Origin of the sequence: Corynebacterium tuberculostearicum, assembly GCF_022347385.1 — a bacterium.
Taxonomy (GTDB): Bacteria; Actinomycetota; Actinomycetes; order Mycobacteriales; family Mycobacteriaceae; genus Corynebacterium; species Corynebacterium tuberculostearicum_M.
The window spans coordinates 19473-45756 of sequence record NZ_JAKRDT010000006.1 but is presented as its reverse complement, the minus strand read 5'-3'; the positions used below and the strand labels follow the sequence as shown (position 1 = coordinate 45756).

Annotated in this window: 26 protein-coding genes; 14 read left to right on the top strand and 12 right to left on the bottom strand. The window is 61.6% G+C overall.

The window, feature by feature from the left end; translation table 11 throughout:
* The first annotated feature begins 30 nt into the window (after positions 1-30).
* From MHK00_RS04760 to MHK00_RS04735, 6 genes are all read left to right on the top strand, one after another.
* Positions 31-1938 carry a fructose-specific PTS transporter subunit EIIC gene (locus MHK00_RS04760; protein WP_285439603.1) on the top strand — a complete coding sequence of 636 codons (1908 nt, stop codon included), beginning with the start codon at positions 31-33 and terminating at the stop codon, positions 1936-1938.
* A 562-nt stretch (positions 1939-2500) separates the two neighbouring features.
* Entirely contained in the window at positions 2501-3064 is a 564-nt protein-coding gene (locus MHK00_RS04755) for a CAP domain-containing protein (RefSeq protein WP_179387481.1), read from the top strand.
* Between the two features lie 209 nt (positions 3065-3273).
* Positions 3274-4035, top strand: a complete 762-nt coding sequence (locus MHK00_RS04750; protein WP_250410709.1) for a LamB/YcsF family protein — start codon at positions 3274-3276, stop codon at positions 4033-4035.
* Entirely contained in the window at positions 4035-5609 is a 1575-nt protein-coding gene (locus MHK00_RS04745; RefSeq protein WP_250410708.1) for a 5-oxoprolinase subunit B/C family protein, read from the top strand. Before MHK00_RS04750 ends, MHK00_RS04745 begins: the two co-directional genes overlap by 1 nt.
* Positions 5599-7380, top strand: a complete 1782-nt coding sequence (locus MHK00_RS04740) for an acetyl/propionyl/methylcrotonyl-CoA carboxylase subunit alpha (protein WP_250410707.1) — start codon at positions 5599-5601, stop codon at positions 7378-7380. Before MHK00_RS04745 ends, MHK00_RS04740 begins: the two co-directional genes overlap by 11 nt.
* Positions 7381-7447: 67 nt before the next feature.
* A complete protein-coding gene (locus MHK00_RS04735) occupies positions 7448-8068 on the top strand; it encodes a GntR family transcriptional regulator (RefSeq protein WP_250410706.1) in 621 nt (206 codons plus the stop codon).
* Here the strand turns inward: MHK00_RS04735 and MHK00_RS04730 are convergent.
* The 3 genes from MHK00_RS04730 to MHK00_RS04720 form a co-directional block, all read right to left on the bottom strand.
* Positions 8065-8835, bottom strand: coding sequence for a putative hydro-lyase (locus tag MHK00_RS04730; RefSeq protein ID WP_150851634.1), 771 nt, complete (start codon positions 8833-8835; stop codon positions 8065-8067). The genes MHK00_RS04735 and MHK00_RS04730 overlap by 4 nt on opposite strands.
* Positions 8835-9998, bottom strand: a complete 1164-nt coding sequence (locus MHK00_RS04725; RefSeq protein WP_150851636.1) for an NRAMP family divalent metal transporter — start codon at positions 9996-9998, stop codon at positions 8835-8837. The genes MHK00_RS04730 and MHK00_RS04725 overlap by 1 nt, the downstream gene beginning before the upstream one ends.
* 192 nt (positions 9999-10190) lie before the next feature.
* Positions 10191-11087 carry a DUF559 domain-containing protein gene (locus MHK00_RS04720; RefSeq protein ID WP_250410705.1) on the bottom strand — a complete coding sequence of 299 codons (897 nt, stop codon included), beginning with the start codon at positions 11085-11087 and terminating at the stop codon, positions 10191-10193.
* A gap of 251 nt (positions 11088-11338) precedes the next feature.
* Here MHK00_RS04720 and MHK00_RS04715 point away from each other — a divergent pair, with 251 nt between their 5' ends.
* Positions 11339-12382, top strand: coding sequence for an RNase H family protein (locus MHK00_RS04715; RefSeq protein ID WP_250410703.1), 1044 nt, complete (start codon positions 11339-11341; stop codon positions 12380-12382).
* A gap of 151 nt (positions 12383-12533) precedes the next feature.
* Here the strand turns inward: MHK00_RS04715 and galK are convergent, their stop codons facing one another.
* The 6 genes from galK to MHK00_RS04685 all read right to left on the bottom strand — a co-directional run bounded on the left by galK (position 12534) and on the right by MHK00_RS04685 (position 18274).
* A complete protein-coding gene (galK, locus tag MHK00_RS04710; protein WP_250410701.1) occupies positions 12534-13733 on the bottom strand; it encodes a galactokinase in 1200 nt (399 codons plus the stop codon).
* Positions 13726-14820 carry a galactose-1-phosphate uridylyltransferase gene (galT, locus tag MHK00_RS04705; RefSeq protein WP_250410699.1) on the bottom strand — a complete coding sequence of 365 codons (1095 nt, stop codon included), beginning with the start codon at positions 14818-14820 and terminating at the stop codon, positions 13726-13728. The genes galK and galT overlap by 8 nt, the downstream gene beginning before the upstream one ends.
* The gene (locus tag MHK00_RS04700; RefSeq protein ID WP_005322508.1) at positions 14820-15062 is read right to left on the bottom strand and encodes a hypothetical protein; all 243 of its coding nucleotides are present in this window, start codon (positions 15060-15062) and stop codon (positions 14820-14822) included. The genes galT and MHK00_RS04700 overlap by 1 nt, the downstream gene beginning before the upstream one ends.
* A gap of 10 nt (positions 15063-15072) precedes the next feature.
* Complete coding sequence (locus MHK00_RS04695; protein WP_225745861.1) at positions 15073-16722, bottom strand: sodium:solute symporter family protein; 1650 nt, start codon at positions 16720-16722, stop codon at positions 15073-15075.
* Positions 16723-16737: 15 nt separating this feature from the next.
* On the bottom strand, positions 16738-17634 hold the full coding sequence (locus MHK00_RS04690; RefSeq protein ID WP_198492620.1) for an aldose epimerase family protein: 897 nt from the start codon (positions 17632-17634) through the stop codon (positions 16738-16740).
* Positions 17635-17830: 196 nt separating this feature from the next.
* Positions 17831-18274: a YdcF family protein gene (locus MHK00_RS04685; protein ID WP_239193407.1), complete on the bottom strand. Its 444-nt coding sequence runs from the start codon at positions 18272-18274 to the stop codon at positions 17831-17833.
* A gap of 130 nt (positions 18275-18404) precedes the next feature.
* On the opposite strand from MHK00_RS04685, the gene MHK00_RS04680 reads away from it, so the two are divergent.
* From MHK00_RS04680 to rbsD, 6 genes are read left to right on the top strand one after another with little or no spacing between them, the layout of a single operon-like run.
* Positions 18405-19394 (top strand): LacI family DNA-binding transcriptional regulator, encoded by a 990-nt coding sequence (locus MHK00_RS04680; RefSeq protein WP_198492619.1) that lies wholly within the window; start codon positions 18405-18407, stop codon positions 19392-19394.
* On the top strand, positions 19391-20935 hold the full coding sequence (locus MHK00_RS04675) for a sugar ABC transporter ATP-binding protein (RefSeq protein WP_200435803.1): 1545 nt from the start codon (positions 19391-19393) through the stop codon (positions 20933-20935). Before MHK00_RS04680 ends, MHK00_RS04675 begins: the two co-directional genes overlap by 4 nt.
* On the top strand, positions 20932-21873 hold the full coding sequence (locus MHK00_RS04670; protein WP_150851164.1) for an ABC transporter permease: 942 nt from the start codon (positions 20932-20934) through the stop codon (positions 21871-21873). The genes MHK00_RS04675 and MHK00_RS04670 overlap by 4 nt, the downstream gene beginning before the upstream one ends.
* A gap of 12 nt (positions 21874-21885) precedes the next feature.
* Entirely contained in the window at positions 21886-22800 is a 915-nt protein-coding gene (locus tag MHK00_RS04665; protein ID WP_005326696.1) for a substrate-binding domain-containing protein, read from the top strand.
* A complete protein-coding gene (locus tag MHK00_RS04660) occupies positions 22797-23705 on the top strand; it encodes a ribokinase (protein WP_250410697.1) in 909 nt (302 codons plus the stop codon). The genes MHK00_RS04665 and MHK00_RS04660 overlap by 4 nt, the downstream gene beginning before the upstream one ends.
* Positions 23698-24072, top strand: coding sequence for a D-ribose pyranase (gene rbsD / locus MHK00_RS04655; protein ID WP_250410695.1), 375 nt, complete (start codon positions 23698-23700; stop codon positions 24070-24072). Before MHK00_RS04660 ends, rbsD begins: the two co-directional genes overlap by 8 nt.
* Here rbsD and MHK00_RS04650 read toward each other — a convergent pair.
* Positions 24069-24335, bottom strand: a complete 267-nt coding sequence (locus MHK00_RS04650; protein WP_198492614.1) for a type II toxin-antitoxin system RelE family toxin — start codon at positions 24333-24335, stop codon at positions 24069-24071. The two genes, rbsD and MHK00_RS04650, sit on opposite strands and share 4 nt — an antisense overlap.
* Positions 24336-24403: 68 nt before the next feature.
* On the opposite strand from MHK00_RS04650, the gene MHK00_RS04645 reads away from it, so the two are divergent.
* A complete protein-coding gene (locus MHK00_RS04645) occupies positions 24404-24655 on the top strand; it encodes a type II toxin-antitoxin system Phd/YefM family antitoxin (protein ID WP_250410693.1) in 252 nt (83 codons plus the stop codon).
* On the opposite strand, the gene MHK00_RS04640 is transcribed toward MHK00_RS04645, so the two are convergent.
* Both MHK00_RS04640 and purE read right to left on the bottom strand, forming a co-directional pair.
* Positions 24652-25515, bottom strand: a complete 864-nt coding sequence (locus MHK00_RS04640) for an endonuclease domain-containing protein (protein WP_250410691.1) — start codon at positions 25513-25515, stop codon at positions 24652-24654. The genes MHK00_RS04645 and MHK00_RS04640 overlap by 4 nt on opposite strands.
* Positions 25516-25773: 258 nt before the next feature.
* Entirely contained in the window at positions 25774-26274 is a 501-nt protein-coding gene (gene purE / locus MHK00_RS04635) for a 5-(carboxyamino)imidazole ribonucleotide mutase (RefSeq protein ID WP_005322524.1), read from the bottom strand.
* Positions 26275-26284: the final 10 nt, after the last annotated feature.

Here is a 26284-nt window from a genome sequence, read left to right as displayed (position 1 = left end):
TCTTGTGCCAACGCAAACGATTGCCGTTTAATGAGAACCATGAGCACTACAGAGTCATCGCCCCTCATCCTCGCCATCACGGCGTGTCCGACGGGCATCGCGCATACCTATATGGCGGCCGAGAACCTCGAGGCCGCAGCCCAAGAGCTGGGCTATCGCATCAAGATTGAAACTCATGGTTCCATCGGCGTCGAGGGAACCTTTAGCAAGCAAGACATCGAGGAAGCCGACGCCATTGTCATTGGTGCCGATACGGTCATTTCCAAGGACCGCTTCCACGGCAAGCGTCTCGAGGCCACCGGTGTGGACGAGGCCATCAAGCACCCGAAGGAACTGCTCAGCAGGTCCTTGAGCGCCTCGCGCTGGGAGGGCTCTTCCGAGAAGACAGAGGAAGAGACTCCTCGCAAAAATAGCGTGGGTCAAACCTTGTACAAGGCGCTGATGAACGGCGTCTCGCACATGATCCCGTTCGTGGTGACCGGTGGTCTGCTCATTGCGGTCGCCCTCTCCATCGGCGGCACGCCCACGCCTGAGGGCATGGCGATTCCGGAAGATAGCTTCTGGAACACGGTCAATGAGCTCGGCGCCCTGGCGTTCTCACTGATGGTCCCGGTGCTCTCCGGCTACATTGCAGTGGGCATCGCGGATCGCCCAGGCCTTGCCCCTGGCCTTATTACCGGACTCATCGCCACCACCGGCTCCCTTTACGGTTCTGAGGCAGGTGCCGGATTCTTGGGCGGCATTGTCACCGGTATTTTGTCCGGTTATGTGGCTCTTGCCATTAAGAAGATTCCGGTGCACAAGTTCATCGCACCGATTTGGCCCATCATCGTCATCCCGATTTTCACCACGCTCATCGTGGGGCTCATCTTCATCTTGCTCATTGGCGCACCGGTCTCGGCCGCGTTTGAGGCAATGACCAACTATCTCGCTGGAATGCAGGGCTCCTCCGTCATCGTGCTAGGCCTTATCCTGGGCGCCATGATCGCCTTCGATATGGGTGGTCCCTTCAATAAAACGGCTTTCCTCTTCGGCGGCGGCATGATCGCGGCCGGCAATGCGGCGCCGATGGGCATGGCGGCATGTGCGATTGCCGTACCTCCCCTCGCCGTGGGCGTAGCTACGCTCCTGCGCCGCCGCTGGTTTACCAAGGCCGAAAAGGATGCGGGCATCGCCGCGTTGTTCATGGGATTCTTCGGCATTACCGAGGGCGCCATTCCGCTCGCGGCTGCACGCCCGCTACAGGTCATCCCCGCCAATGTTGCCGGTGGTGCCGTAGCCGGTGCGCTCGCCGGTCTTTTCGGTGCACAAGACCACGTCATGCACGGCGGCCCGATCGTCGCGGTGCTCGGCGCGGTAGATAACGTCGTTGGCTTCTTTATCGCCATGCTTGCCGGCATCGTTGTTTGCGCTGGCCTTATTCTCCTGCTGGTGGGATTGACGCAGCGCAAGGATAAGCCACTTGTTGCAGTCGATACGATTAGCCTCGATAAAGATCTGGGTTCTTCTAGCGAAGAGGTCATTCGCTCCATGGTGAAGCTCACCTCCGCGCGCATGTCTGATGCCGAGGCGGTCGCTAGCGCCGCATTGAAGCGCGAATCTACCCGTTCCACTGGTGTGGGTCACGGCGTAGCCATTCCGCACGCTCGGTCTGCCGGGGTGAAGGTACCAACTCTCGCCTTCGCCCGCCTGCCGCACGGCGTCACGTGGGCAGAGGGTGAGGACCCGACTACCTTGGCCTTCCTTATTGCTGTTCCGGATAACGCTGGAAAGCAGCACCTCAAGCTGCTGTCCAAGCTGGCCCGCAACATCATGAAAGAGGACTTCCGCGCACAACTCCACGGCGCGAAGACCCGCAAGGAAGCTGCCGACATCATTTCCCAGGTACTCTCCCCTGCACCAGCGACTGACAAGGCGGCCGCAACCACTCAGGCCTAAATAGTCTTGCAACTGCAAGCGCTCAGCGATTTCCCCGCTGGGCGCTTTTCTTATGCCAATACTGCGCAGGGATGGGGCGGAGGGACGGTTTCGAGGGAGTGGTAGCGGCAGCGCGGCAGGCTCAAGCAAGATCACGGATCACCCTGGTGCCCTCTTATAATCCTTAGACAGCCAGAGAACCACAAGGTTTCTCATAGGCTCTATCAAGAAACTGGCCAGTTTTGCCAGAAGGGGACTTAAAACTAGGCCCACATACCTTAAAACAATCTCATTTCCCTGGGAACCTGAGATATTGGTTGAAATCTACCCCCGTGGGGGCGGGGAGCTGAGCGCCATCACTGAGGGAATTTAGGGGTTTCCTAGCTCAAATCGAGAAATAACTAAGAGGCAATTAGTTTTACGCGAAATCAACTTCAAGAATCCTAATATTTGCTGGTCAGCTGGATTTTACCCGGGCAGAATTGATTAACTTTTAAGTGAAGGGGAACGGAAGTTAGCCGTTAACACTCCAAGATCCCCGCCTTATAGATTCCCGCTAGGTTCCAGTAGAAAGGTACCGCTCATGTTCACCCCCAAAGTTCACTTCTCCGCCAAGAAGTTCGTCGCTCCTGCACTCGCAGCAGCCGTCGCACTCGGTGTTGGCGTAGCCCCTGCAGAGGCATCGAGCTCTTTGAGCAGCTTCGGTCGCGTGAACCTTCCGGTACCCTCCGTCAACCTGCCTGCCGCTCCGGCTGCCGCCGCAAAGCCAGTTGCTCCGGCCTCCAACCGCGTACAGAGCATCATCAATCACACCAACGCTTACCGCCAAGCACACGGCCTGCGCCCGGTTCGCGCCAACGCCGCACTCAATGGACTGGCTCAGGATTGGGCCAACCAGCTGGTTCGCGCCAATAAGCTCAGCCACCGCCCACAGCACTGGAACTACTACCCTTCCAATATCCCGGCCGGCGGCGAGAACGTCCTGCAGGCATGGAGCGACTACTCCGATGCACAGCTGGTTAAGCTCTGGTACGAATCCCCAGGCCACCGCAAGATCATGCTGGACCCGCGCGCCAAGACCATCGGCGTTGGTGTTGCCGTCAACTCTGAGGGCAAGCTCTACGCTGTCCAGAACTACGGCCGCTAAAGATTTCCCAAGCTAGGGCCTTCGGGCCCTTGGGCTCTAGCGGGCCACGCCGCCTCCTCCCGGACCTACCCGGGGCGGGGCGGTTTTCTCGTGCCTGGGTGGGGGTGCGCACGCGGGTAAATGAAACGTAACCGCCTTCACAAATGGCAGTGGCGAGGGTTACACTTAATGACATTCGAATTGTTCAACAATCTTAAGGACGGTGTTGAATGTCCTCGCTCCATATCGATCTCAATGCGGATTTGGGAGAGACTACTGCAGGCAACCCGGTCGCAGATGACGCGGCAATGCTGGAGATGGTGTCCTCCGCAAACGTGGCCACCGGCTTCCATGCGGGCGACCCGCACTCGATTGCCTGCACCCTCAAGGCGGCAGCAGAAGCAGGCGTGACCGTAGGCGCGCACGTGGGTTATAACGACGCCGCGGGTTTCGGCCGCCGTTTTATCGATTACAACCCGGACGAGCTTGCAGACGAGGTGACCTACCAAATTGGCGCGCTCGACGCTTTGGCCCGCGCCAATGGCACCAAGGTTTCCTATGTGAAGCCACACGGTGCGATGTATAACGCAATCGTGAAAGATGAGGCGCAAGCAGAAGCCGTCATCAAGGGCATTAAGGCCTTCGGAGACTTGCCGGTGATGTTACTGCCAGGGGGTGTAGCGGTGGACGTCGCCAAGCGCAGCGGGCTTAACGTCATCCGTGAGGCTTTTGCGGACCGCAACTACAACCCCGATGGCACGCTGGTCTCACGCAAGGAAGCCAATGCGGTGCTTGGCAGTGCCGATGAGGTGGTGCAGCGAGTGCTTGAGGTGGCGCAGACCGGCTCGATTACGGCCGTGGATGGCACGAAGCTTGAGGTAGATGCGCAATCCGTATGCACCCACGGCGATTCGCCCGGCGCGGTGAAGCTGCTGCGCGGCGTGGTTAAGCGCCTGCGGGAAGAAGGCATCGAGATTCGGAGCTTTATCTAATGCACATTAATTTTGTGGGCACGCGCGCGTTGCTCATTGACCTGGATGGATTGAACCAGGTGATGGATTGGCACGCGGCGCTTTCTGCCAAGCCGTTGAAGAATCAGGTGGACTGCATCGCGGCCGCCACCACCCTGCTGCTGACGTTTGAAGCGCCGGATTCGGCGCGCGATGCAGCGGAATTCCTGCAGGACTTCTCCCCCGCCGCCGCCACGGCCGCGGAGGCCCGCACGGTAGAAATTGATGTGCTCTATGACGGCGAGGATGTGGACGAGGCCGCAGACCTGCTGGGTCTTTCGCGCGAAGCGCTCATTGATTGGCATACCTCTACCGAGTGGACCGCGGCATTCGGTGGCTTTGCCCCGGGTTTTACCTACTGTGCGCCGTCGGACCCTTCCCAGGCGCGCGCGGTGCCACGCCGCTCCAACCCCCGTACCGCGGTGCCGGCCGGTGCTGTGGGTATCGCGGGCGAGTTTTCCGCGGTGTACCCGCGCGTTTCCCCGGGCGGCTGGCAGCTGCTGGGCACCACCAATACGCCAATGTGGGATTCCAATGCCAACCCACCGGCGCTAGTACAGCCGGGCGACCGCGTGCGCTATCGCAGCGTGGATAAGCTGCCTGAGCTTGTTGATCACTCTGCCCGCTCGAAGCGCGCCCCTGCCCGCTTGCCGCGCATGGAGGTTATCGATGCCGGCCTGCTCACCCTCTACCAAGACCTGGGCCGCCCCGGTGTGGGCGATCTCGGCGTGACTCCCTCCGGTGCTGCCGACCGCGCCGCCGCCGCGACCGCCAATGTGGCCGTGGGCAACCCGCGCGGGGCAACGGTGCTGGAGAATATCGGCGGCATTAAGCTCCACGCGCTCACCGATACCGTCATTTGCGTCACCGGCGCTACCGCGCGTGTGCGCCTCGGCGAGATGCCGGTTCACCTCGCCCGCCCAGTGCTGGTCACGGCCGGGCACACCGTCTCGGTGGATCCTGCAACGGTAGGCATGCGCAATTACGTGGCCATCCGCGGCGGCATCATCGCCGAATCCGAGCTTGGCTCCGCGGCCACCGACGTCCTTTCTGGCCTTGGCCCGGACCCGGTCACCACCGGCGATGTCATTGGCGTTCTACCGCGCTCTACCGGCATGACCGATGCCCAGCTTTCTAATCCATTGCGCGTGCGCGAAAGCTCCGACGGAAAAACCCGCGCTACCTTGCGCTGCGTGCTCGGTCCCCGCGATGACTGGTTTGGCGATAATGTCTCCGCTTTCCTGGATACCGAGTGGACCGTCACCTCAGATTCCAACCGCGTGGGCCTGCGCCTCGATGGCAAAGAGCCGATTGAACGCGTCAAGGACGGCGAGCTCCCCTCCGAGGGCATGGTCGCCGGCTCGATCCAAATCCCGCCCAATGGCAAGCCCGTGGTCTTCCTCCGTGATCATGCCGTGACCGGCGGTTACCCGGTCATCGCCACCGTATTGGAAGAAGATATTGATATTGCTGCGCAGCTGCCACCCGGCGCGCGCGTGAACTTTGAACTCGTAGCACCCCAAGCCTTGAACACTGGAGAACAGAATGCAGATTAAAACCGTCCTCATTGCTAACCGCGGCGAGATCGCCGTGCGTATCGCCCGCGTCGCTCGTGACCTAGGCATTAAGTCCATCGCCATTTACTCCGAAGCGGATGCCGGTGCCTTGCATACCCAGGTAGCGGATGAAGCTTATGCGCTGCCGGGCAATACCGCGGCCGATACCTACATGAACGTGCCCGCGCTGCTCGATATCGCGGTGCGCGCCGGCGCCGATGCCATCCACCCGGGCTACGGCTTCTTGTCCGAAAACGCTGACTTTGCCCGCACGGTTACCGAGGCCGGCATGATCTGGATTGGCCCTTCCCCGGAGTCCATCGAGTTGCTCGGTGACAAGATCGCTGCGCGCCGCGTGGCCGAGGAGGTCGGCGCGCCGTTGGCACCGGGTACCTCCGATCCCATCGATGACTGGCAGGAGGCCCGCGCCTTCGCCGAAGAGCACGGCCTGCCCATTGCCATAAAGGCCGCATATGGCGGCGGCGGACGCGGCTTGAAGGTCGTGGACAATATGGAAGAGATCGAGGGCGCGTTCAACTCCGCCGGCCGCGAGGCCATGGAGGCTTTCGGCCGCGCCGAGTGCTACGTGGAGAAATTCCTCACCCACCCGCGCCACGTGGAGGCCCAGGTGCTGGCCGATACGCACGGCAATGTGCGCGTGCTCGGCACCCGCGATTGCTCCACCCAGCGCCGCTTCCAAAAGCTCATTGAGGAAGCTCCGGCGCCCGCGCTTTCCGACGCCCAACGCAACGGCATCATCGAAGGCGCCCGCTCCATTTGCTCCAAGGTGGGCTACACCGGCGCCGGCACTGTGGAATACATCGTTTCCGAGGACGGCACCATTTCCTTCCTGGAGGTCAATACCCGCGTCCAGGTCGAGCACCCCGTTACTGAGGTAGTCACCGGTACCGATATCATCGCCGAGCAGTTCCGCATCGCGGCCGGGGAGCCGCTGTCCTTCGATGAGGATCCGCAGTCCCACGGTCACGCTTTTGAGTTCCGTATCAATGCCGAGGACATCCTCAATGGCTTCGCCCCGTGCCCCGGCACCATCGTCTCCTTCGAGCCGCCCACCGGCCCGGGCATCCGCGTGGATTCCGCGGTGCGCTCTGGCTCTATCATCCCGCCGTACTATGACTCCCTGATTGCCAAGCTCGTGGTGTGGGGCCCAACCCGCGAGATCGCTCTGGCTCGCGCCCGCTTTGCCCTGCGCGAGTTCACCGTCACCGGCGTGCGCACCGTGCTGCCGTTCCACCGCGACATGATGGATGAGCCTGCACTCATCGGCACTGCCGCCCCAGCAGACGATGTCGCTGCCGCCGGCGCCTCCGAGATTGGCGTATTTACGGACTGGGTGGATCACAACTACCGCCCGTCTGCCGCCAACCAGGTGGAAAAGGTCGAGGCCATCTACACCCAGCGCCGCACTGTGGCCGTGGAAATCGACGGCAAGCTGGTCAACGTCGGCGTGCCCGTGGACTTCCTCGCCGCACCGGGTGCCGCATCGGCCGGTGGTTCTGCCTCCACCGCGCCGTCTTCGGCCGGCGCACAGTCCACCGATGACAACGCGGTTACCTCCCCGTTCGAGGCCAACCTCGTGGCCTGGAACGTTGCGGACGGCGATACCGTGGCCGAGGGCGATGCGATCGCCACCGTCGAGGCCATGAAGATGGAATCGGCCATCAAGGCTCCGCGCGGCGGTACCATCAAGCTCCTGGCCGCAGAAGGTGACCGTCTGGATTCCTCCAAGGTCATCGCGACCATCGATTAGCGCTCGCACCATCGTTATGCACCTCATTTCAATGTGAGGTGCATAACTTTTTAGTACAGTTGTGGTCATGCTTTCCCAGTCTGTCGCCTCCGAGCTGCGTGAGGCCATCTCCGCCGGTGAGTTCCAGCCGGGCGAGCAGCTCAGCGAGGTCAAGGCAGCCGAGCGCTTTCACTGCTCGCGCAATACCCTCCGCGAGTCTTTCACTAGACTTGCCGCGGAGCGCATTGTCGAGCGCATCCCCAACCGTGGCGTCTTCCTTGCCACGCCGGACGCAGACTATATCCGTGACCTCTTTGCCGCCCGCGCGGCCATCGAACCGGCGGCGGTGCGGTGGGGCGCTTTTGCCGACGCCCCCTCGCTCGTCACCCTCACTTCCTCCGCCTTCGATTACGCGGCACGCGGCGAGCACCAGGAAGTATCCGCCATCAACCAACGCTTCCACCGCACGCTGGTGGCCGCGCTGGGCTCGCCTACGCTCAATGAGCAGATGGATAACCTGCTCGCCCGCATGCGGCTCACCTTCTTGCTAGCAATCCCGCGCTACCCTCAGCTGCATGCGGACCACATTCAAGGCAATATCACCTTGGCCACGCTTATCGCAGATGGAAAACGCCTCGAGGCCGCCACGCTTTCGCATGACAGCCTCATGAATACCTGCGAGAAGATCCTCGCCGTGCTGGACGATTAAGGAATGAGAAAATCTTGATCGCGGGCGTTGGTCACGAGCATCTGGCCCGGTGCGTGCGTAATAGCTAAGCGCGGCTTAGATTCCATCACGATGGCCTGCGGGGTCACACCACAGGCCCAAAAGACCGGCAAGCAGCCCTCCGGCACTTCGCCCGGATCACCAAAGTCCGGGCGGTTCAAGTCCTCAATGCCAATGGCCGCCGGGTCACCCACGTGGACCGGGGCGCCGTGAACTGATGGGTAACGGGAGGTAATCCGCACGGCATCGGAGGCCTGCGCGGCCGGAATCGGGCGCATGGAGACCACCATGGGCCCGGAAAAGACACCGGCCGGGGTGGTGGGAATCGTGGTTTTAAACATCGGCACGTTGCGCTGCTGGGCAATGTGCGCGACCTCAATGCCGTTATCCTGCAGCGCAGTCTCAAAGGTAAAAGAGCAACCGATGAGGAAGCTAACCATGTCTGGGGTGTAGTACGAGGTGGCGTCGGCAAGCGTGGCTGTATGCTCGCCGTTTTCAAAGACACGGTAGGCCGGAATATCGGTGCGGATGTCCCCACCCGGCAGCAGCTCGGAGGTGTACTGACCGGCTTCCAGCACGCCCACAATCGGGCATGGCTTGGGATTACGCTGGGCAAAGAGCAAGAAGTCAAAGGCGTATTCCTGCGGCACGGCCAGCAAGTTAGCCTGCATGAAACCGCGGGCATGCCCGGCGGTGGTGGCCATGTCATGGCTGCGCGCATACTCGCGCACCTGCTCTGGGGTCTGCATTATGCCCACAGCTCGGTGATACCCGAGAAAGCCTTGAAGCCGATGAAGATGGTAAGTACCCACGCCAGGGCGCCAATGATGAGCAACCACTTAGGATACTTATAGCCCTGCAGGAGGTCGCGGCGGCGCCAGGCGACCCACATCACGAGGGCGAAACCGATGGGCAGGATCAGGCCATTGATGGCGCCGGCGAAGATGAGCAACTTCTGCGGCGCGGAGTTGATGGCCACGAAGACTACCGTGCACACCGCAATGAAAATAATGGTGAAGATATTGCGGGTGCGCGTCGAGGTGTCCTGGGAGGTCACGAAGGATACCGAGGTATAGGCGGCGCCGATAACCGAGGACAAACCGGCCGCGAAGAGGACCACGCCGAAGGCACGCAGGCCAAACTCGCCGGCGGCATTGTAGAAGGCATCGGCCGCGGTGTTGTCGTCCGAGAGCGCCACGCCGGTGGCAACCACACCGAGAACCGCCAAGAAAAGGAGCATACGCATGATGCCGGTGACCACGATGCCGCTTACCGAGGTATAGGTAATGTTCTTGACGTTTTCCACGCCGGTGTGGCCGGAATCGATGAGGCGGTGCGCGCCGGCAAAGGTGATATAACCACCCACGGTGCCACCAATGATGGTGGTGATGACGAAGAAGTCGATCTCGCCCGGCGCGACGGTATTCTTGAGCGCCTCCCCCACCGGTGGCTGGCTGACCACCGCAACGTAGAGCATCAGCAGGATCATGACCGCGCCGAGGACCGCAACGAGACGGTCAAGCGCCATGCCCGCCTTCTTGGAGAGGAAGATAAAGATCGCGATGGCCGCGGCAATGACGCCGCCGATGCGCGAATCGATGCCCAGCATCGCATTAATGCCCAGGCCAGAACCGGCGATATTGCCAATATTGAAGACTGCGCCGCCGATGAACACGAATACGGCAAGCACCCAGCCCAGGCCGGGGAGCACCGTATTGCCAAGAGTGTTGGCGCGCATGCCGGTCACGCAGAGAACTCGCCACACATTGAGCTGGATAGCGATGTCCACGAGGATGGACAGCATAATCGCAAATGCGAAGGATGCGCCCATCTGCACGGTAAAGACCGAGGTCTGGGTCAAAAATCCCGGACCGATGGCGGAGGTGGCCATGAGGAACATGGCACCGGCCATGGCGCCGAGGCCTTTGGGCGGGGTCTTGTCCCCTGCCTGCGCCGGAGTGGCGTGTGATGTCTCAGCACTCACTAGATTTCACCTTTCGTGATGCAGGTCGCATTAGTTTGTGATGCGCATCATCTTAAAGGTTGCTATGCCTTTTGTTCAACAACTTTTATGTACTGCGGGGTGGCGCGGGGGTGATCTAGGCTACTTTCCTGCCGCGTTTTCCAAGTGGCTAGCGATTATCCGCAAAGCCTCGTCCGGCGCTTTCATATCGCTGGGGCCAAAGCGCAGCACCACGTATCCGCGGTTTTCTAGCGCTCGCTGCCTCTTTATCTGCTGCTTGACCACGTAAGCGGGCGCCTCGCCATAGGTACCGTCATATTTGGCATCGCCATCGACCTCGACAACCAGCCAGCCATCGAGACAAAGATCCGCCCGATATTTCCCGAGCAGCGATTTCTGGGGCTCAGTTTTCACCTGCGGGAAACCCTCAATAATAAGGGCTCGCAGATAGGACTCATAGGGCGATTCCGATCCGCCATATGCATGCTCGATAACCTTACGCATGGCTGCTTGTCCCCTCGTGCGCTGCATCTTTGCCAGTTCTTCGCGCAGGTCGTATGTAGTGACGTCGTGTCGGCCAAGGGCAGAATCAGTAGCTACCAGGCCATCTGGGAAGCCGTGTAGCCGGGCGATTTCGAGGCAGGTGCGGGCGGGATTCGTGGCGCGCACACCCGCAATCGACACCGTGGATTCTTGAAGGGACTTTACTCGGCGGTACCGGTAGCCTTTCGGGGTGAGCCTGCGTGGGGGAATGCTTCCCGAAGGCACCGCTAACTCCACCTCCTCCCCTTCCCTGGAAATTACCCACATTCCCCACAGCCGCGCGGCCGATTTGCCGATGAGGACGGCGCGGTGGGTGCTCCACCCGGCAGCGACTACTTTGGCGAATTGTTGTTTATGGCGAACCCATTGCCTCCAGGTGGCCGTGGGAACGGCGACCCAGGGCGCTATCTGGGTGAGCTCACCGCGCTGGAGGGCTAAATGGTGCGGACTTTCGGCTCCGGCGTAACGAAGGTTGATGAAGTGATCTGTAATCATGGTTTCATCTTCGCGGCTGGCGGGGCGGGGCACGCGTCATGAGGCTCAGGAAGGTGAATTTCCGAGGACCTTGAGTGAGGGTCGGAATATTAGGTCCAAGGTGATCGGGCCGAATTGAGGGCGTTGAGGCTGAATTGAGGGTGGGTTGTACTCAGATCGGCTCGATCACATTCGACCTAAGGAGAAGCAGTTCACAGCGGCGGTGTGGGGGATAATTCAGCAGCACGGTTAACCGTGCTTTACTAGAGATAATGGAACCCATCGAGCTCTCAGAACTAACCGGTACGCAATCGCGCACCTACGGCACCCGCAAGATCACCTCGGATATGGTCTCGGCACCAATCCACGTTGCGGTCGCGCTCTGGGACGAGCGTTGGGATTCCGCCCCCAACGGCACCATCGAAGGCTGGGTCATCGCGGTCAATACCAAGCAGACGCGTTTTGTGCGCCGCGGCCAAACGAAGAAGGGCGATATCGTCGATATCGGCGTGCGCGAGGTCAAACGCGCGCTCAAGGGACTCGACGGACGAGTGTGGATTGTCACTGGTCGCAGGCAAAATGCATTGCGAGCGGCACTCACGGCCGACGGTTTCACGGTGACGGGAAGCTTTGCGGAAGAAAATAGGGCTTCGAAGAGCGCGAGCTCCGTGCGCAGAAAACAAGCCGGCATCACCGCACGCAAGGCGCGCAAGATGGGTGAGGCGCCGAAAAAGAAGCAAGCGGCACAGGTAGAGACGCCGAAAGCACACTGGTGGCCGAACTTCTCGCGCGCCTCCTCGTGGGCCGAGGGCGACGTGGTGCGCATAGCCACCGATGCTTCCTCGGATACCGTATTCAAGGGGTCGATGTGCTTCGTTGCGGGAAACGGCGACTACCGATTGCGAACTCGAGAAACCAAGGCGAGCACGGATGAGCTTGAGCTCGAAGCACTGACGCTTGCGCTGAAATACCTGCTCAAGGTGGGTGCTCGCAAGGCGGTTATTGAGTCAGATTCCGTAGCCGCTTTGGAGGCGGTCGAGCAGATTGTGCATAAGCGCGGCTCTAAAGCATCACGGCCGGGGCGCACGTGGCGAGGGGTGTCTTCGGGTGCGCGGTCCCGATTCCAGCAAGCTTGGGGCGATATCCAAGGCCAATGCGAGGTCGACATTCGCCGTGTGCTCGGGCATGCGGGCGATCCGCTGAATCGGGCGGCCGACCAGATTGCGTACATGGGGTTGCGCGCGATTGCGCATCCGATGAAGCAGTCTCGCGAGACGCTGCGCGAGGGGATTCAGAAAGCTCTCTCGGCGTTGTGATCCGAACGCTTAGGGCTTTGGGACAGGCTTAGGGCTGATCTGATCAGGCCGAATTGAGGGAGTTAGGGCCGATCTGAGGCGGCCCAGCCTTCAGATCAGCCTGATCAATATGGACCTAACGACAATAGGCGCGCTTGGAGGGAGCCGGAGCTTAAGCCAAGCGGCGGGCGCCGTCTCCCGGGCGGGCCACCAAGAAGGTGGGCTCTGGGAAGCCGCGGGATGCTGCAGCGTCGTAAATGGCCTGGGCGGTGGACTCCACGGCGGAGCGCGGGATGAGCGCGATGACGGCGCCGCCGAAGCCGCCGCCAGTCATGCGGGCGCCGAGTTCGCCGGCCGCGGTGAAGGCGGAGTCGAGTTCCGGAGTGGTGACTTCGTACAGGTCGCGCAGGGAAAGGTGACTTTCGCGCATGAGGCGGCGGAACTTTGCCAGGTCGGAAGAGGTGAGCGCGGTGGCGGCGTCGAGGGTGCGAGCGGTTTCCTCCACCACGTGGCGCACGCGACGGCGGTAGAGTTCAGCCTCCTGGGGGTTGACGGTCGCGGCGAAGGCGACGGCATCCGGGATGTCGCGGATGGAGCGGCCGGCGGCGGACTGGACGGCGTCGATGATGCCGCGACGGGAGGCATATTGGCCGTCGGAAAGCGTGTGCGGCGCATTGGTGTCCGCGATGAGCAGCACCATGTCTTGGGCCTCGATATTGAACGGCACGCGCTCGACAGCGCCGGTGGAAAAATCCAGGAATAGCGCCTTGCCGCGCTGGCCGAGGAGGCTGGCGTTTTGATCCAAGCCGCCGGTAGAGGCGCCAACCACCTCGTTTTCGGCGCGGATGCAAGCCTGGGCCAGCTGCGCGCGGGCGGCGTCATCGGGAGCGTTGCCGTGGCAAAGCTCGTAGGCGGCCACGGCCACGGAGCATTCGAGGGCGGCGGAACTGGACAGGCCAGAGCCGACGGGGACATCGGAGACGATGGCAATATCGAGGCCGGTGCAGGTCAGAACATCCGCGGCAGTGGCGGCCCAGACGGTGCCGGCGACGTAGCCGGACCAGTCGGAAGGGTGGCCGGGACGGACTTCGGAGAGTGGGAGGCTGGCTTGGGCGACGCTGCCGTCGAATTCGGAGGCCATCCGGAGAAGGCCATCGGTGCGGGGTGCGACGGCGACGGCGGTGGTTTGTTCCAGCGCAAAGGGGATGGAGGCGCCGCCGGCGTAATCGATGTGCTCGCCGATGAGGTTGACGCGGCCGGGGGCGGCCCACACGCCGCCGGGCTCGGGCGCGTCCGGGAAGGTAGCGGCGAAGAGGTCGCGGGCTGCGGCGGCAAGCTCCGCATCGCTGCGGGTGTCAATCCAGTTAAGCATCCCAGATCTCCTTGAAGCGGGCGGCGATGCGCTCCGGGGTGGTGTCATTGATCCACACGGCCTGCGAGGACTCGGAACCGGCGAGGTACTTCATGCGGCCGGGAGAGCGCATGAGCGAAAAGAGCTGCAGGTGCATGCGGATGCCGGGGCGCAGGTCTGGGTCCACCGGCGCTTGGGTCCAACCGGCGATATACGGGGTCTTCTTCACGCCATCGAAGAAGCGGTCCACCGCGGAGTACAGCTTCTTGAGGAGGGGCGCGAGGTCGGCGCGTTGGGCGTCGGTAAGCGCGGCGAAATCGGGGACTTCCTCGTTGGGCAGGACCATGGCTTCCAGCGGCCATTTGGCGGCGGCGGGAACGAAGACGGTGAAGTGCTCGGTCTCGGCGATGATGCGGGTGCCGGCGGCGCGCTCGCGATCGAGGAGATCCTGGAAGAGATCGCCGTCATAGGCGCGGGCAGAATCCACGATGGAGCGCAGGCGCGGCGAAAGGAAGGGATAGGAGTAGATCTGGCCGTGCGGGTGTTGGAGGGTCACGCCGATTTCCTCGCCGCGGTTTTCAAAGGGGAATACCTGCTCCACGCCGTCGATCTGGGATAGCGCGGCGGTGCGGTGGGCCCAGGCCTCGATGACGGTGCGGATGCGCGATTCCGGCAGGTCCTTGAAGGATAGGGCTGGGTCCTCAGTAAAGCAGACCACCTCGCAGCGGGCGCGGGCCGGAAGACGCGGCACCATGCCGAGCAGGTTGTCTTCCTCCGGGTGCTCAATCTCCGCGGCGGTGGCAAAGGACGGGAAGCGGTTTTCGAAGACCACCACGTCATAGCTGGGGCTGGGGATCTCCGTGGGCAGCTGGCCTTCGCGCGTGGGCGCCAGCGGGTTCTCGTTGGCCGGTGGCAAGAAGGTGCGGTTCATGCGGTGGGCGGCAAAGGCCACCCAATCCCCCGTTAGGGGATCCCGGCGCATTTCGGAAGCGGGGGCAACGGTGGGGATGTCGCGGGCGTCGACAAGCACGCGGTCGGGATGGGGCTGGTCGTCGAAGTAGAGGATCTCGCGGCCGTCGGCAAGCGTGGCAGAGGTAATCTCAACCATTAGTTTTCTCCTGGGATGGTGATGGGCTTCAGGCGTGCCCACAGCACAAAGGCAGCGGCCACGGCCAGCAAAGCAAGGCTTGCCCATAGGTTATCGCTGGCGTTCTTAGCCTGCCCGGTATCCGGGTTGATGCCTGGGTCGAGGAAGAAATAGCAGCCGAGCAAAATCAGGCCGTAGAGGCCGAGGAGTGCGGCGATGACGTTGCGCAGGTCGAATGCGCCCGCGCGCTTTTTCTCAGACATTTTGGGCTCCTTAGGCGAAGATGACGTTGAGGGCTACGGCCATCACCAGGCAAATGATGCCCAGCGGGACGGTCTGCTGGTACCACGGCAAGGACTTTTCGGTGTAGTCCTCAAAGTGGTCCTTGGGGGTCACGGAAGAGACGAAGCCAACCAGCTCGCTATCCGGCTTGGGCTGGGTGAATAGGGTGACCACGATGGATACCAGGATATCCACCACGAAGGCCACACCGGCCGCCACGAAGGCCGTGCCTTGGCCCGGCAGGTTGATGAGGTCAGTGAAGGACGCGACGTACCAGAAGGCAATGGCGGAAGCGGTACCGGCCACAAGACCGGACCAACCGGCGTGTGGGGTCATGCGCTTCCAGAACATGCCCAGAATGAAGGTGGCAAACAGCGGCGCATTGAAGAAGCCAAACAGGGTTTGCAGGTAGTCCATGATATTGCCAAAGTTTTGCGCGAGCAGTGCGGTAAAGATGGCAATAGCGGTGGCGATAATCGTGGCGATGCGGCCGAACTTCAGGTAGTAGTCATCCTCGCGGTCCTTGACCACGTAGGTCTGCCAGATGTCATAGGAGATGACGGTATTAAAGGCCGAGATATTCGCGGCCATGCCGGCCATGAAGGAAGCCAGCAGGCCGGCGATCGCCACGCCCAGCAGGCCATTGGGCAATAGGTCGCGCATGAGCAGCAGGATGGCGTCGTTGGGCTCCGCGCGCTCCTCCATCAAATCGGCCACGGAAACGGAGGCGACCATGCCCGGAATGACCACGAGGAAGGGCACAAACATCTTGGGGAAGGCGCCGATGATCGGGGTCTTGCGGGCGGCCGAAATGGAATCGGAGGCCATGGCACGCTGAACTTCCACGAAGTTGGTGGTCCAGTAACCGAAGGAAAGCACGAAGCCGAGGCCCAGCACGATGCCGATGACGGACCACACTGGGTTCTCAAAACCGGAGATATCCGTGCCCGGCCAGGTGTGGAAGTGCGAATCCTGGGCCACCGCGTCCTTCAGCCCATTCCAACCACCAACGCGGTTCAAACCAATGATGGTCAGCGGGGCGAGGGCGGCGATAATGACGAAGAACTGGAGGACCTCGTTATAGATGGCGGCCGAAAGGCCACCCAGAGTGATATAGGACAGCACGATGAGACCGGCCACGAGCAGCGATACCCACATCTGCCAGCCCAGCAGGGCCTCCACGATGGTGGCCAGCAAGTACAGGTTCACGCCGGCAATAAGCAGCTGGGCTACGGCGAAGGAAATCGCATTGACCAGGTGCGCGGCATTGCCAAAGCGCTTGCGCATGAACTCCGGCACCGAGCGCACCTTGGAGCCGTAGTAGAACGGCATCATCACAATGCCCAAAAAGACCATGGCCGGGATGGCGCCGATCCAGAAGTAGTGCATGGTTTGGAAGCCATACTCCACGCCGTTGGCGGACATACCGATGATTTCCACCGCGCCCAGGTTGGCCGAGACGAAAGCCAGTCCGGTCACCCAGGCGGGCAATCCGCGGCCGGAGAGGAAGAAGTCGATGGAGCTAGACACTCGGGCCTTGGCGGCCCAGCCGATGCCTAGTACGAAGAGGAAGTAGATGGCTACCAAGAAGTAGTCCACCCAGGAGGCATCGAGCCTCAATACGGATTCAGCAGTCTCCATGGCTGACCTTTCTAGTTATTGGTTCTCTGCTGCAAGGCGCAGCGTGAATCTCTGCGGGTTCTGAGCGCTCAGGCGCACGAGGTCTTCCCCGCTGCGCAGCGCATTTGGCGGCGCGCTCATGGGCTCCACGGCCAATGCCTTGCCGGGGCCGCCCGCCCGCGGGAAATCGGCCGGGGTAAACATCTGCACCCAGTTCAGGCCTTCGCCCATCTCCAGGCGCACACCCTTTCCGCCGGCCGAATACACGGCCGTCAGTGGGCCTTCGCCGTGGAAGCAATCGTCCCAGTCCACCTCGGCGATGGGCTGATTAACAATGCGCACCTGCTCCGTCTTTCCCGTAGGCAGGTTGCGGGCGCCTAGCAGGTAGCGCTTGCCGACGTCCACACTGAGCACCGCTTCCTCCGCCTCAGCTCCCTGTGGGGAGAGGTAGAGGTGCAGCCCATAGGCGAAGGGAACCTCGCCGGGCTCCGTGGTGCGTGCGGTCAGCCGGTGATGCAACCCTTGCTCATCGAGGGCGTAGGTAGCCTCTAGCTGAATCGCCCACGGCCAGCCCTGGCGCGGCTCAATATCAAAGGCAAGGGCCGCCCGGTTGTCCGAGCGTTCCTTGATGCGCCACCAATCCACCGCGAATCCATGGATGGCGTTATTGCGCTCCGGCTCTGTGATGCCTAACTGGTGGGCTGTCCCCTGCCATTCAAACCAGCCATCTTCGGTGCGATTTGGCCACGGCGCCAGCACCACTCCGGCCATCAGCGGCGGCTTGCCCTCGTAGCTTTCTACCAAGGGCGCGCCGCGATAGGTCAGCGCCTTGAGTGCACCGCCGAATAGACCAATCTCGGCCGCATAATCGCCGTGGGCAAGTGCGACGCTGGGGTAGTCAGCGTCAGGGCCAGCCGCTCCTCCACTGGTCATAACAAAGACCTTTCTGGCTATAACTTTCGTTGGACTTAGCCTAGGAGTACGGCAAAGCACAGGTCAATCGTTTGCATAACCGCCCGCGAATACCTTCTATTTCAGCTGCTCACCGCAGTAGAGTTAACCGCTTGTTAACCTCTTTCGGGGCTGGAGGCATCTATGGGCCGCGGGCCGCCACACCGAGGCAGGAGCGCTATCCCTGCATTCGTCGCCACACTATGCGCGCCGCGGAGTGAGGAGTGGCTAGGACTTCGCGCAGGTAATTGCGCGGCATCAACCGCCACGGGGTGCGCGCGGGATGCAGGCGCACGGCAATGCCGAGGTGCCAGGCCCACAACGCGGTGCGCAGGATATGAAAATCATTGGTCACCACGTGCAATACGGCATCTGGGGCCAAGCGATGGGCATTTTCTAGATTTTCATTGGTACTCGTGGCTTCCGGTTCCACCACTACGCGCTCGGCCGGCACACCGCGTTCGATGAGGTAGGTAGCCATGGGCCCCGCCTCACCACGGCCGGAGACAATAATCTGCTGACCGCTATAGAGCGCCAACGCCTTGTCTAGGCGCGAGCGCAGCATGGCGCCGGGGTAGCCGTGAGTTACGCGGGAGCCCAAAACAAGGAGCGGGTCAGACATGGATACCAGCATAGACTCGCCCACCCTTGACAGAAAGACGGAAATAGCCGTACCTTTAACTCAAATATGCAATCGATTGCACCCAGGAGGGCCAGAAGCCGGCCCACACGCCTAAACCAAGGAGGACAGCATGGCCGGAACCACCCTCAAGGACGTGGCCGCTGCTGCTGGAGTATCCATTTCCACCGCGTCCCGTTCGCTCTCGGGGAACCCAGCCATCTCGGAGCCCACGCGCCAACGCGTCAAGGACACGGCCATCAAGCTCAACTATAGGCCCAATGCCCAAGCCCGAGCATTGCGCAGCTCCCGATCTAACGCCATCGGCTTGGTCATCCCCAGCCTAGATAATGCCTACTTCGCCGCAATGGCCGCAGCCATTGAAGAGGCCGCCGATAAGCAGGGACTCGCCACGATGATTACCAGTTGCGGCGAGGATCCGCAGCGGCTAGTCAAGTCCCTCGATGCCCTGATGGAACGCCAGGTAGACGGCATTATCGCGGTACCGCTCGAAGGCGCCGAAGAAGCGCTGGAGCAGGCGCGCGCTTACCGCCCGCTCGTGCTCATTGACCGCACCCTGGGCCAGATTCCAGCAGTGTTATCGGACCCCCACACGGGCATAAAACAAGCCGTGGAACAGCTCAAAGAGAAGGGGCACACGCACATCGGCTACCTTTCCGGGCCGCAGGAAACCTCCACCGGCCGCCAGCGCCTCCAAGCCTTCAAGACCGCCACCCGCGGCATGCCTACCCATATCCACCACGGCAGCTACCGCCACCGCGAGGGCTATAAAGGAGCCCTCGCACTCCTGCAAGAAGGCGTCACCGCGCTCATTGCCGGCGATTCCATGATGACGGCCGGCGCGCTGGAGGCCTGCCATAATGCGGGCAAGCGCATCGGAGAAGAAATCGCGCTCGTCGGCTTCGATGACTTCATCTACCTGCGCTTCCAACCTTCCCCTATCTCGGTGGTGGACCAAGGTGTGGCCAGAATGGGCGAGACCGCCACGGCCAAGCTCATCGCGGCCATCAATGAAAAGCACCAACCGGAAGGCGAGGTGCTAGAAACCCGCTACATCCCGCGCATGTCCACCGCCCACCAACTCGATGGAGCCACGCCATGAGTGACTGCGTGTTGCGCCTGGATAATGTCACCAAATCCTTTGGCCCGGTGGAGGTCATTAAGGGTGTAGACCTCACCGTCCGCCGCGGCCAGGTCCAGGCCTTGCTGGGTGAAAACGGCGCCGGCAAGTCCACCCTCATCAAGATGATCGCCGGCGTTCACGAACCAGATTCCGGCCGCATCCTGGTAGATGGCACAGAGGTGAAAATCCCAGATACCAAGTCCTCAGAGGCGCTGGGAATCGCCACCATCCACCAAGAGCTCAACCTTGTGCCCACCATGTCCGTGGCCGAGAACATCATGCTCGGGCGCACCCCACGCCGCTTTGGGTTGGTCAATCGCAAACACCTCAAGGCACAAGCCCAAGCGGCACTGCACCTTATCGGCTTGGACGTGGACCTAGACATGCCGGTGGGTGAGCTGGGCGTGGCCAAGCAGCAGCTCGTGGAAATTGCCAAAGCGCTGTCCATGAACGCGCGCATTCTTATCTTGGATGAGCCTACTGCCGCGCTCACCGGCAAGGAGGTTGATGCACTCTTTGCCGTGCTCGAGGAACTCAAGGCCAAGGGCGTGGCCATGGTCTTTATCAGCCACCACCTGGAAGAGCTGGCGCGCATTGCAGAGACCATCAGCGTGCTGCGCGATGGCTCTTTCATCGCCGAGGTCCCGGCCGATACGGACGAAGACGAACTGGTGCGCCTCATGGTCGGCCGCGAGATTGAAAACCAGTACCCGCGCGAGGTTCCTCCCGAGCGCGGCGAGGCCCTACTGGAGGTCTCCGAGCTGACTGCCGACGGCGCCTTTCACGACGTCACTTTCACCGTCCATGCCGGCGAAGTCGTCGGCCTCGCCGGGCTCGTGGGCGCCGGTCGCACCGAACTCATTCGCGCCATCGCGGGCGCTGACCCGTACGATTCCGGCACCATCCGCGTCGGCGGCACCCAGCTGCGCAGCGGCGATATTCGCGCCGCCATCCGTGCCGGCGTGGGCCATATCCCCGAAGACCGCAAATCCCAAGCGCTAGTCCTAGATGCCTCCGTGGGCGATAACCTCGGATTCGCCACCCTCTACCCCACCGCTAAGGCAGGGCTGGCAGACCGCAGCGGCCAACGCCGCCGCGCCGGTGACGTAGCGGAGAAGCTGCGCATCCGCATGGCCGATCTCTCCCAGCCCATCCGGAACCTATCCGGCGGCAACCAACAAAAGGCGGTCTTTGGCCGCTGGGTACTGGCCGGCTCCAAGGTCCTCCTCCTCGATGAGCCCACCCGCGGCGTCGACGTTGGCGCCAAGGTGGAGATTTACAACATCATCAATGAGGTCACCGCTGCCGGGGGCGCCGTTCTCATGGCCTCCTCCGATTTGCCTGAGGTGCTCGGCATGTCCGACCGCATCCTCGTCATGTCCGGCGGGCAACTCGCCGGCCAGCTACCTAAGGACTCCACCCAAGACGAGGTCATGGCCTTCGCAGTGTCCAATGTGACCTCTTCTACCTCTGCCTCTGCTGCCGCGCCTGCCGGCACTAACCCCAAGGATGAAGCATGACCAAGAATCGAGTAGTTAACTGGGCGATGAATAATGGCGCGCTCGTCGGCCTCATTGCCCTGTGCATCGCGCTGTTTATCGCTACGCCGTACTTCCTTACCGTGGCGAACCTGCTCAATATCGGCATCCAGGCCGCCACGGTAGCCATCTTGGCCTTCGGCATGACCTTTGTCATCGTCACCGCCGGCATCGACCTCTCGGTGGGCTCGGTCGCCGCGCTCGGCGCCATGGTCTCTGCCTATATGTTCTCCACCGCTGGACTGCCTGGCTGGCTCACCCTGCTTCTCGGCCTGATCGTGGGTGCGCTGGCCGGCGCCATCTGCGGAATGGCCACCGCGTGGGGCAAGATCCCCTCCTTCATCGCGACGCTGGCCATGATGTCCATCGCCCGCGGCCTCACCCTGGTCATCTCCCAGGGCTCGCCGATTGAAACCGCCCCGTCCGTCAATGCCTTTGGTGGCGATATCGCCGGTTTCCCCGTGCCCATCATCATGATGGTCATCGCCGGGCTCATCTGCTGGTTCATCCTGGAGCGCACGGTGCTCGGCCGTTCCATGTACGCCATCGGTGGCAACCTGGAGGCCGCCCGCCTCTCGGGCCTGCCGGTCAAACGCATTCAGATCGCCGTCTTCGCACTCTCCGGTTTCTTCGCCGCCTGGGCCGGCATGGTCATGGCCGGCCGCCTCGAATCCGCACAGCCACAGGCCGGCACCGGCTATGAGCTCGATGCCATCGCGGCCGTCGTCATCGGCGGTGCCTCGCTCTCCGGTGGCCAAGGCAAGGCCACTGGCACACTGGTCGGCGCGATCTTGCTAGCGGTCATCCGCAATGGCTTGAACCTGCTCAACGTCTCCTCTTTTTGGCAGCAGATCGTGATCGGCCTGGTCATCGCGCTGGCCGTCGGCTTCGACGTCATCCGCAATAAGACGGCCAACTAAGGAGCACCCGCTATGAAGAAGCTCATCGCTACCCTCCTCGTACCGGCCCTCGCGCTGGGCCTTGCCTCCTGCAATCGCTCGGAAGAAGACCGCAACCGCATCACCCTAGCGCTCTCGACGCAGACCAACCCCTTCTTCGTCGAGCTGCGTCACGGCGCACAAGATAAGGCCAAGGAGCTCGGCGTTCCGCTAGACATCCAAGATGCTTCCGATGACCCCGCCCAGCAGGTCAACCAGCTGGGCAATGCCACCTCCATGGGCGCCAAGGTCGTCGTGGTCAACCCCACCGATTCCGATGCCGTTGCCCCAGCGGTTCGCGGCATCAAAAATGACGGCGTGCCCGTCATCGGCGTGGATCGCGATGTCAACGGCGTAGAGCTGGATTCCATGGTGGCCTCCGATAACGTCGCCGGTGGCGCGCAGGCTGCGGATAAGCTCGCTGAGGCCATCGGGGAAAAGGGCGATATCCTCATCCTGCAGGGCACCGCTGGTACCTCCGCCTCACGCGAGCGCGGTAAGGGCTTTGAAGAGCAGATTGCGAAGTACGGGGACATTCGGGTCGTCGGCAAGCAATCGGCGAATTTCGACCGCACCGAAGGCCTCAACGTCGCCACCAACCTGCTGCAGGCCAACCCGGATATCAAGGCCATCTTTGCAGAGAACGATGAAATGGCGCTCGGCGCGGTCGAAGCTTTGGGTTCGCGCGCCGGATCTGAGGTCAAGGTGGTGGCTTTTGATGGCACCTTCGATGGCCTCAAAGCGGTCAAAGATGGCAAGCTGGAAGCTACCATCGCCCAGCAGCCCGCAGAGCTCGGTGCCCGCGCCATCGAACAAGCCGCAGCGCTCCTGCACGGTGGCGCGGCGGAGAAGAGCGTCCCCGTCGAGGTCATCACCGTCACCCGCGACAATGTGGAGGATTTCCAATGAGCAAGCTAACCGTCGTCGGTTCCATCAATGCCGATCTCATCGTGCACGCCGAGCGCCACCCGCAGCCCGGCGAGACCCTCCTGGGCTCTGGCGGCGACATCTTGGCCGGGGGCAAGGGCGCTAACCAGGCTGTCGCGGCCGCACAGCTGGGCACTACCGTGGCCTTCGTGGGCGCGGTCGGCTCCGATCCCTATGCCGAGCCCGCCATGCACTACATGCGCACCTCCGGCATCGATCTGAGCGCCGTGGAGCAGGCCGATACCAACACCGGCCTCGCCGTCATTACTGTCTCGGCCGATGGCGAGAACACCATCGTCATCTCCCCCGGCGCCAACGCGCTTGTCGACGCCCCCTTTGTCTCTTCCCGTGCATCCACCATCGCCGACGCCGACGTGGTCCTCCTCCAAGGTGAAATCCCCGCCTCCGGTTTCCAGGCCGCGGTCGAGGCGGCCCAAGGCCGAGTGGTGGTTAACCTCGCGCCCGTGGTCGAGGTCGACCGCGATTCGCTCCTGCAGGCCGATCCCCTGCTGGCCAATGAACATGAAGCAGGGCTCATCCTGGACCAATTCGGCCTACCTGCACAGGGCGCCCCGCGCGAGCTCGCCCACCGCCTGGTAGAGGCCGGTTTCCGCTCCGTCGTGCTCACCCTTGGCGCCCACGGCGCCTACGTGGCCACCCCGGAGGGCGGCACGGACATCCCCACCCCGCGCGTGACCGCCGTGGATACCACCGGCGCCGGCGATGCCTTCGCAGGTGCCTTCTGCGCCCAGCTGCTTGCCGGTGCCTCGCTTGTCGAAGCCGCCACTTTCGCCGCCCGCGTCGGCGCCTTCGCCGCCACCGGCAACGGCGCGCAACCGTCCTACCCCACCACCGAATCCGTCCTGCCGGAGGTCACCGATGCGTAAATCTGGTCTGCTCAATCCCGCGCTCACCAACGCTGTCGCTCGCCTCGGGCACACCGATACCTTCGTTGTCGCCGATTGCGGCCTGCCCATCCCCCACGATGTTCCCGTCATCGACCTCACGCTGACCTTCGGCATCCCCACCTTTGCCGATACCCTGGCGGCTCTCCTTGAGGAGGTCGTGGTCGAAGCCGCCACCATCGCCAATGCCACTCCGCCCGAGGTGCGCTCCCTGCTTCCCGCAGTACCGCTTACCGAGGTCTCCCATGACGACCTCAAGCGCGAGGTCGCCCGCGCCTCCTTCGTCGTGCGCACCGGGTCCACCACGCCATTTGCCAATGTCATTCTGCGCTCCGGCGTGCCCTTCTAGCGCTTATAGACGTTTCCGCGTGCCCCTACGGTAAACACTTCCACCAGCACTTCTTGCTCCTCAACGGAGTACAGCACGCGGTAATTTCCCACCCTTATTCTTCGGCCACTCCTGCCGGACAAAGCGATAGATCCTGGTGGATATGGGTCTTGGGCCAGTCCACCGATCGCGCGCTTAATCCGTTGATATTGCTTTCGGTTTCCCTGATGAATTTTTTGTAACTCCCGCTTGGCCTGCCGCGTAAACGTGATGTTGTATCCCATGACCTCTTAAAAATTGTACTCTTTGCTAACTTAGTACTAGTAGTACTTTGATGTTTTAGGAGCTTTCATTGTCTTTGCCACTTTCCGAACTCCGCACCCGCTTAGGCCAGGTCATTGACCAAGCCCACTACGCAGGCACCCGCACCGTTGTCACCCGCAACGGTAAGGAAGCCGCAGTTATCATTTCGCCTCAGGAACTAGCTTTCCTTGACCGCCTCGAAGCCGCTGCAGATGCTGAAGCCCTCCGCCAAGCCCGCGTTGCCGATACCGGCGAACGCTTCTCTTTTGAACAGGTCACGGAAGAAATCGAAGGGCGCTAGCCGTAAATTGGCTCGGCTTCATACCCGGCTAAAAGCCAATGCCAACGCCACACGGATTCGTGAGCAAGAGAGCCGAAATTCGTTCGCCCCTCATGAGCCTCAGAAATCTGCTGAACCACATCCACCAAGTGATGCTTAACGCAGCTGCCTGAATAGCGAAGAACGGTATACCCTCTTAGCGCCGCATCATTTCCCTTCCAGCGGTCTTTAACGAAGGTCCCCAAATCCTCCGCCTTATGGAAGTCATAGCCATCGATTTCTACGGCGACCTTCCCTACAACGATGTCCCATAGATAGGGACTTATCTGGTGGTTTACCTGAACCTTCTTCCCACGACACTGAAGCGCGCGGATTACTTTCCTTTCTGCTTCACTATCGGCACCTACCGCAGATTTATTCACTAATTCCCTAACCCGAGCTGGTACCCGCGCAATGCATCCGAGATCTTTTTCTAAGGCTTGCTTACCGCGCCTGTTTTGATATCGCGTTTCAAGCATCGTTACTGCTCGATCGTCATCCACCGCAGCCGCCGCTAGCAGGGGATTTTGCACGGGGATACCTTCAAACGTAAATCTCGTTTTCTGCCGAGTTCTCTCGACTTCAAACCACTGCGAACCACTCACGACATGCCTGTAGGCACATTTTAGAGGAAAGGTCATCTCCTTCTTGGAGTACAGCTGCACCGCAGAGCTTCCTGCAAGCATAATTCCAGGCCACCGCTTGTGCAGGATGCGAGCTACCTCCATGGGAGTCGGTTCCCGCCACGTATAGATCCCGCGGCCGATTCGGATTATCTTTCCATTCGCTACATGAGTTTGCAGCTCTCCCCTGCTTAGACCTGAAACCAGTACTTCTTCCATGCTTCCCCCCTTTGAGCATTATTCCCCTGCCCGAAAGCTTAAAGCACGCTACCTCAGGCCGCAGGCTACAACGATGCAAAGCAAGCACGTTTTACCCTTTTCCTCCGCGAATTCTGCCGAATCGTGGTTGTTTTGCATGTTGGCAAGGGGCGACGAGAACTTCGCTAGAGCTTAGGAGACAAAACAAGCACGTTTTGCCGAAAAACTACGCGGCTTTGGCTAAAACGTGCTTGTTTTGTTTGGCCTTAGACCGGAAAACTACTCTCCCAGCAGCTTGTCTCGCAGGTTCTTATCCTTCTGCTCGACCTCTTCGGCCATCTGCTTTTGGTAGTCCACCATCTTGTCTTGGATGGCGGGATCGCCAGCGCCGAGGATGCGGGCGGCGAGGAGGCCGGCGTTCTTTGCACCGCCGATGGAGACGGTGGCTACCGGCACGCCGCTGGGCATCTGCACGATGGACAGGAGGGAGTCGAGGCCATCGAGATCCTTTAGTGCGCGGGGGATACCGATGACCGGCAGCGGCGTGGCCGCGGCGACCATGCCGGGAAGGTGCGCGGCACCGCCGGCGCAAGCGATAATCGCCTTCAACCCGCGGGTATGGGCTTCCTTGGCATAGGCCAGCATCTTTTCCGGGGTGCGGTGGGCGCTGACCACGCCGACCTCGAAGGGGATGCCAAAGTCCGCGAGGACCTGAGCGGCGGGTTCAACGGTGGGCCAATCGGAATCGGAGCCCATGATGATGCCTACGTGCGGTTGCATAGTGTCCTTT

What these genes read in the sequence shown, in the direction of transcription:
- MHK00_RS04725 (WP_150851636.1), bottom strand. Translation starts at nt 9,998, where the DNA reads ATGGCCGGTGCCATGTTCCTCATGGCCACCTCCGCCATCGGTCCGGGA.
- galT (WP_250410699.1), bottom strand. Translation starts at nt 14,820, where the DNA reads ATGGTTGAGATTACCTCTGCCACGCTTGCCGACGGCCGCGAGATCCTC.
- MHK00_RS04730 (WP_150851634.1), bottom strand. Translation starts at nt 8,835, where the DNA reads ATGCAGACCCCAGAGCAGGTGCGCGAGTATGCGCGCAGCCATGACATG.
- MHK00_RS04735 (WP_250410706.1), top strand. Translation starts at nt 7,448, where the DNA reads ATGCTTTCCCAGTCTGTCGCCTCCGAGCTGCGTGAGGCCATCTCCGCC.
- MHK00_RS04720 (WP_250410705.1), bottom strand. Translation starts at nt 11,087, where the DNA reads ATGATTACAGATCACTTCATCAACCTTCGTTACGCCGGAGCCGAAAGT.
- galK (WP_250410701.1), bottom strand. Translation starts at nt 13,733, where the DNA reads ATGCTTAACTGGATTGACACCCGCAGCGATGCGGAGCTTGCCGCCGCA.
- MHK00_RS04740 (WP_250410707.1), top strand. Translation starts at nt 5,599, where the DNA reads ATGCAGATTAAAACCGTCCTCATTGCTAACCGCGGCGAGATCGCCGTG.
- MHK00_RS04680 (WP_198492619.1), top strand. Translation starts at nt 18,405, where the DNA reads ATGGCCGGAACCACCCTCAAGGACGTGGCCGCTGCTGCTGGAGTATCC.
- purE (WP_005322524.1), bottom strand. Translation starts at nt 26,274, where the DNA reads ATGCAACCGCACGTAGGCATCATCATGGGCTCCGATTCCGATTGGCCC.
- MHK00_RS04760 (WP_285439603.1), top strand. Translation starts at nt 31, where the DNA reads ATGAGAACCATGAGCACTACAGAGTCATCGCCCCTCATCCTCGCCATC.
- MHK00_RS04750 (WP_250410709.1), top strand. Translation starts at nt 3,274, where the DNA reads ATGTCCTCGCTCCATATCGATCTCAATGCGGATTTGGGAGAGACTACT.
- MHK00_RS04665 (WP_005326696.1), top strand. Translation starts at nt 21,886, where the DNA reads ATGAAGAAGCTCATCGCTACCCTCCTCGTACCGGCCCTCGCGCTGGGC.
- MHK00_RS04670 (WP_150851164.1), top strand. Translation starts at nt 20,932, where the DNA reads ATGACCAAGAATCGAGTAGTTAACTGGGCGATGAATAATGGCGCGCTC.
- MHK00_RS04690 (WP_198492620.1), bottom strand. Translation starts at nt 17,634, where the DNA reads ATGACCAGTGGAGGAGCGGCTGGCCCTGACGCTGACTACCCCAGCGTC.
- MHK00_RS04700 (WP_005322508.1), bottom strand. Translation starts at nt 15,062, where the DNA reads ATGTCTGAGAAAAAGCGCGCGGGCGCATTCGACCTGCGCAACGTCATC.
- MHK00_RS04755 (WP_179387481.1), top strand. Translation starts at nt 2,501, where the DNA reads ATGTTCACCCCCAAAGTTCACTTCTCCGCCAAGAAGTTCGTCGCTCCT.
- MHK00_RS04660 (WP_250410697.1), top strand. Translation starts at nt 22,797, where the DNA reads ATGAGCAAGCTAACCGTCGTCGGTTCCATCAATGCCGATCTCATCGTG.
- MHK00_RS04675 (WP_200435803.1), top strand. Translation starts at nt 19,391, where the DNA reads ATGAGTGACTGCGTGTTGCGCCTGGATAATGTCACCAAATCCTTTGGC.
- MHK00_RS04745 (WP_250410708.1), top strand. Translation starts at nt 4,035, where the DNA reads ATGCACATTAATTTTGTGGGCACGCGCGCGTTGCTCATTGACCTGGAT.
- MHK00_RS04715 (WP_250410703.1), top strand. Translation starts at nt 11,339, where the DNA reads ATGGAACCCATCGAGCTCTCAGAACTAACCGGTACGCAATCGCGCACC.
- MHK00_RS04685 (WP_239193407.1), bottom strand. Translation starts at nt 18,274, where the DNA reads ATGTCTGACCCGCTCCTTGTTTTGGGCTCCCGCGTAACTCACGGCTAC.
- rbsD (WP_250410695.1), top strand. Translation starts at nt 23,698, where the DNA reads ATGCGTAAATCTGGTCTGCTCAATCCCGCGCTCACCAACGCTGTCGCT.
- MHK00_RS04650 (WP_198492614.1), bottom strand. Translation starts at nt 24,335, where the DNA reads ATGGGATACAACATCACGTTTACGCGGCAGGCCAAGCGGGAGTTACAA.
- MHK00_RS04640 (WP_250410691.1), bottom strand. Translation starts at nt 25,515, where the DNA reads ATGGAAGAAGTACTGGTTTCAGGTCTAAGCAGGGGAGAGCTGCAAACT.
- MHK00_RS04695 (WP_225745861.1), bottom strand. Translation starts at nt 16,722, where the DNA reads ATGGAGACTGCTGAATCCGTATTGAGGCTCGATGCCTCCTGGGTGGAC.